The sequence below is a fragment of the Arthrobacter sp. B0427-1-12 genome (assembly GCF_059092905.1).
The window spans coordinates 1-649 of record NZ_JBNHIC010000187.1 but is presented as its reverse complement, the minus strand read 5'-3'; the positions used below and the strand labels follow the sequence as shown (position 1 = coordinate 649).

At 66.1% G+C, this 649-nt stretch carries 1 protein-coding gene; it reads right to left on the bottom strand.

Annotation, left to right across the window (positions count from 1 at the left end; translation table 11 throughout):
* A partial coding sequence (locus AC5RWU_RS24485) for a response regulator transcription factor (protein ID WP_493986765.1) occupies window positions 1-241 on the bottom strand: 241 nt, incomplete at its 3' end.
* Window positions 242-649: the final 408 nt, after the last annotated feature.

Here is a 649-nt window from a genome sequence, read left to right as displayed (position 1 = left end):
CCCGGGCCAGGATCTGTTGGGCTGCGTCCAGGCCGTCGCCGTCGGGCAGGTGGTAGTCCATGACCACCACCTCCGGCCGTGACTTCAGGAACAGGGCAACGCCGGCGGCCACGGTTGTCGCGTACCCGATGCTGGTCAGGTCCGGCTCCCGGTCCAGGGCCCCGGTCAGCAGCTCGGCGAAGGTCGTATGGTCCTCCACGACCAGCACCCTGGTACGCGGGCCGGCATTGTCTTCGGTCATGGCGGTTCCCCCTGTGTCCCCCCGACACCTCATGGAAAGGAAAACTACCAGTGCTGATGCGCGATCTTCGGCGGTCCCGAGCCTTTTCCCAAGGTCGCAGCGACACCATCAACACGCAGGCCGCCCGGCCATACCCCGCGCCTGCGGGCCAGCAGCTGGAAGCCGGCGGACCCGGCAGGCAGGATCGGATCGTCCGGCTGCCGCAGCACCGATGCCTGTATTCATGACGGCCCCGCTGCCGGTCACCGAGGAGGACCAGCAGGGCCGTCACCTAAAGGTCCGGTTCAGACACCGTCCGGTAAAGCGCCGGTGCAGTACCCGGCAGAGACTGCTTCAGCCGAAACCTGAAGCGGCACTGCAGAAGACAGGAAAAGAAAACCGACAGTGAATGCTGTCTGCACCTCCCAC